The organism is Thermogutta sp. (genome assembly GCF_014359955.1).
GTDB lineage: Bacteria > Planctomycetota > Planctomycetia > Pirellulales > Thermoguttaceae > Thermogutta.
This window is the reverse complement of sequence record NZ_JACIYL010000395.1, coordinates 1-4050: the sequence shown is the minus strand read 5'-3', so window position 1 is coordinate 4050 and position 4050 is coordinate 1. Positions and strand designations below refer to the sequence as shown.

The window sequence follows — 4050 nt, the reverse complement described above, 5'->3', positions numbered from 1 at the left end:
TGACGGTTGGGACCATTCATGAATTAGTCCTATGGGAGGGGCCTGCTTGCCACTCTGCATTCCAACGTCGTAAGTATCTCGTGGACGGAGGGTCATCTGTTCGGTTCATTTTTTGTATTTGAGCGTAGGGGCGATTGATCAATTGCTACTACAGCGCTATTCAGCCCCTTTGGCTCTCACAGTTGCTCACAAAAATGGGGAAAACTGGGCCAACTATCAGGCTGATGGGTTGCAGATCGGGTGAGCGGCAGCTAAAGTGGGTGGTGCGGTTCGGGGTGTCGATTCAAATCCTGGAAGTGGAGGGTTATTTCAATGTCTCGTCGAGGGTTCACGCTGGTAGAACTGCTCGTCGTCATCGCGATCATTGGCATACTCATTGCGCTTTTGCTTCCCGCAGTCCAGGCGGCCCGGGAGGCTGCACGACGGTCCCAATGTGTTAACAATCTGAAGCAACTCGGATTGGCCTTCCAAAATTATCACGATACCTGGGGCCAGTTTCCCCTGCCGGGGATGATCGCTAACCAACTTGGGTGGACGGCGTCCATTCTCGCCTTCATCGAACAGAAGCCGATTTACGATCAGATGGACTGGCGGGCCGGAAGCTACACCATGCCGGATAAAATCAGACATGCCGCGATCATGATCCCCACCTATATTTGCCCCTCAGCCATTCAGCGGCAGTCGGAATATTCGGCCGAAATCTGGCCGAACCCCGGGGGAGACCGCGTGTACACCGTACACTACTATGGCATTCTCGGTCCGTACGGGACCAACCCCACGACAAACCAGACCTACAAGTGTCGCAACACCTCGCAGGCCTTCGGTGGCGAGTGTGACCAGGGTATCCTCTGGCAGTATTCCAGCCGGATGGCGGATATCACCGACGGGACCTCCAACACGGTGCTCCTGGGCGAGATCTCCTGGTCGCAAATGACGAAATATCGTGCTTGGGTGCGTGGCAAGTATCAAGATAGCCGAGGCACGCTCTATTTGCTGTCGAAGTACCTGCGTTTTCCAATCAACTCCAAGAATGAGTCGATCTGGAACGGCATCGCATTCGGTAGTCACCATCCGGGGGGCTGTCAGTTCGTCAACGCCGACGGCTCTGCTCGGTTCATCTCCGAAACAATTGATTTCGGAATTTACTTGGCTCTTGGAAGCAAAGATGGGGCTGAAGCCCTGCAGGCACCCTGAAGGCTGGGCGCGGTGTCGCATCCACCAGGAAACGCAACAGGTGAGTTGGAGGACGGGAGAGTCATGGCAACCGGTCGGCGTGACGTATCTGTTGGCTTTGTTGTGTTGTCCTTCCTGGTATTTCTCGCCGTCGGATGTAGCAAGAATGATCCTCGCAAATACGACGTCTGGGGAACAGTTACCTATCGGGGACAACCCGTCCCAGCAGGCTCTGTCACTTTTATTCCGGATGCCTCACAAGGAAATTCGGGTCCCGCGGTTACCATCAAAATCGAGAACGGGCGGTACGATTCACGGAAAGAGGGCCGGGGGCACATCGGCGGCCCGCACAAGGTTCGAATCACGGGACTAACGGGCAAGGACTCCGGTGACGAGTTTTTCCCCGAAGGAACTCTGCTTTTCCCAGACTACGAAACTGCTGTGGATCTGCCAGCCGGCCCCAGCGAGCAAAATTTCGTGGTGCCAGACGATTGGGTTCTCCCGCCTCCGTCCAATGAGCCCTACCAGGGGCCCTGAATAGGTCAGTAATCCCCACCGTTCGCTTGTTTTTTCTATCCCCGTTGGCAGATTCTGACGGTCGCCGGACTACAACTTTGGAACTTGGCAACCGTTGACGGGTGTGCGCCATTCATCGGCACGGGGCAAAAAATCCGCCTCCGGATTTACACGCGCCGTGAAGTCCCAAGCAATCGGTGGTGCCGAGCCAATTGGGTGCTGCCTTTTGACAGGTTCGCAAAGGTGAGTGTTCCAGACTTGTCGCGTTGGGGTGCTGGAAAAACCTCCGCTCAGACAAAGAACGGGATGGCCAGCGGATATTTGACCAGGCGGCCCTGGTTGGCCTGCCACGCCACGTAGAAAACGCACAACACAAGAAGCGCGGCAAATCCGTACCAGAGTGGGAGCGCCAACGTAATCCCGAGGGGAATAAGAGAGAGGACAAATCCCACCAGGGCCACGCATGCCCCATAAATGAGATAGGATATCACGAAATTGGCGGCGTTCTTGCCGTGGGTATCCAGCTCAGGAAAACGGTCTTTTCCTAGTTGCCAGATGAGAAACGGCACCACCAGAGCGAACCCGGGAAGCGTGATATTGAGGAGCAGCGACAGATGAAGAAGCATCGCCCAGAACCGACCATCCTGGAGCCGTTCCCGTAATCGCCATCCGGCGACAGGGGAAGTTTTTTGATCGCTGGACGAATCGGAAAGCAGCCGGGCCTTGGCTGCCGCAAACTCCTCGTCGGTCAGCGCTCCTGCCTCGTGAAGCCGATGAAGGCGTTCCAGTTCTTCTGCCAGTGTCACAGCCCAACCTCCCGCAGCGCAAAAGCCCGGAGTGTCGTTCTCGTCACTCTTCGGGCGACGGCATCTCACCCAATGCCCGTGTCTTTTCTTTTTCCCTCTGCGCCTCTTCCCAGGCCTTTTGTCGATCTTCCAGGGCGTGCGGCGGATTGTAACTGCTGATATCGCTCACGTACCAATCAGAAATCTTCGCCGTTCGCAGGGGATAACGATTCAAAATGACGGTGACGAAGAATGTCTTCTTCACGTTATTCGCGTCATAATAGGTCACCGCATAACTCTGGGCTACCTTGATGAGTGTGTCTTCCCGCCAGATACCTTCGTTATCAAAAAACCTGATTTTGGTACGGGGATCTTTTCCCAGCAGGATGATCGCGCGAACCTCCTTCCGCTCAAGAAACGCCTCCAGGTCCTTTCGGGCGCTGCTGTCCGGGGGATATTTTTCCCACAGATGCTCATCCAGGGGAGCCCGATCAAAAGCCGACCGACTGAGCTGATGCGCCTTGTGCGGTTCGTCGTGGAGGAGATAGTCAAAAAACAGCATGGCGACTTTCTGGGCCTCCTGGTTGAGCAGGTAGCGCTGCAGCATCCACTGGGCGGGTCCTCCGACCAGGCAGAAGACACTCAACCCCAAGCCGATCAGGGCGGCCGTCCTCCCCGTCAGCGGTGGTTCGAACTGATGAATGCGAATCCAGGCCCAGAGACTCACAATAACACCGGCAAGAGCGATCACCCACAGGGCCGGGCCGAAGAAGGCGCTCAGTGAAAGCACGCCGAGAACACAGGCCACCACGGCCGCCGCGCTGAGGGGGCGGTAGGCCGCGGCTTCCGGAACGACCGTATCGGGCGGTGCTGCCCGTGCTGTTTCCTCGCTCATATGTTCACTCCCACGCGATCCAAGAGACGAGGCCTCAATCCACGCCGGACTCCTGGGTTTCGGCCGACACCGGCCAAGGCTTTTCTGCCCAGTCGCCGTCCATAGCGAGTGGGGAGGGGTATCCTCGGAGACCGTGCGCCGGCCCGGGGAAATTTTTCGCCACACTCAGTTCCTGGGGAGGCAGGCAGGCCGCGAACTCGTCCGCCGTGGGGTCCCTTCTCCCACTGTTGGCGTGTTTTCCGAGTCGCCGCACGGCCCTTTTCGATTTACGCTTGCCAGCCCGCTTTGTTTTTCCGGTCCGTCCTATCTTGGCGGGGCCGATTCGGTGGTGAATCCTCCCCCGGAGCTCACCTGCTCTTCCAGCTTCTGGGCGCGTTCATAATACGTCTGAAAGATATTCTTGGCACCCGGGAAGGCGGCCACGGACCCACCGTAGCGAGCCGCTTCGGCTTCCGACACCGACCGCGAGAGGGCTCCTTTGGAAAGGTAACTGGCCACGCGGGCCCACTGGACGCCGAGTGGCGTGCCGTCTTCGGCGAGGATGGGTGTCATGAATGGTTTGGTGCCAAGGGGAGCGAGATGGAGCGAAAAATTGAATAGCCAGCACATGAGAACGCCGGTGATGAGGCCCATCACCACCGCCCCCGCCTGGTTGAGATAAAGATTGAATCGCACCTTCAC

General features: G+C 57.3%; 5 protein-coding genes. 2 read left to right on the top strand and 3 right to left on the bottom strand.

Annotated features, from left to right (window positions below; translation table 11 throughout):
- The first annotated feature begins 312 nt into the window (after positions 1-312).
- Both H5U08_RS11945 and H5U08_RS11940 read left to right on the top strand, forming a co-directional pair.
- Positions 313-1194 (top strand): DUF1559 domain-containing protein, encoded by an 882-nt coding sequence (locus H5U08_RS11945; RefSeq protein ID WP_297033298.1) that lies wholly within the window; start codon positions 313-315, stop codon positions 1192-1194.
- 63 nt (positions 1195-1257) lie between these two features.
- On the top strand, positions 1258-1710 hold the full coding sequence (locus H5U08_RS11940) for a hypothetical protein (protein ID WP_297033297.1): 453 nt from the start codon (positions 1258-1260) through the stop codon (positions 1708-1710).
- Positions 1711-1979: 269 nt separating this feature from the next.
- Here H5U08_RS11940 and H5U08_RS11935 read toward each other — a convergent pair whose 3' ends face one another.
- The 3 genes from H5U08_RS11935 to H5U08_RS11925 form a co-directional block, all read right to left on the bottom strand.
- Positions 1980-2495, bottom strand: a complete 516-nt coding sequence (locus tag H5U08_RS11935; protein WP_297033295.1) for a DUF4870 domain-containing protein — start codon at positions 2493-2495, stop codon at positions 1980-1982.
- Between the two features lie 43 nt (positions 2496-2538).
- Complete coding sequence (locus H5U08_RS11930) at positions 2539-3369, bottom strand: hypothetical protein (RefSeq protein WP_297033293.1); 831 nt, start codon at positions 3367-3369, stop codon at positions 2539-2541.
- Positions 3370-3672: 303 nt separating this feature from the next.
- Positions 3673-4050 (bottom strand): hypothetical protein (locus H5U08_RS11925; protein WP_297033291.1); only part of this gene is annotated, 378 nt, incomplete at its 5' end.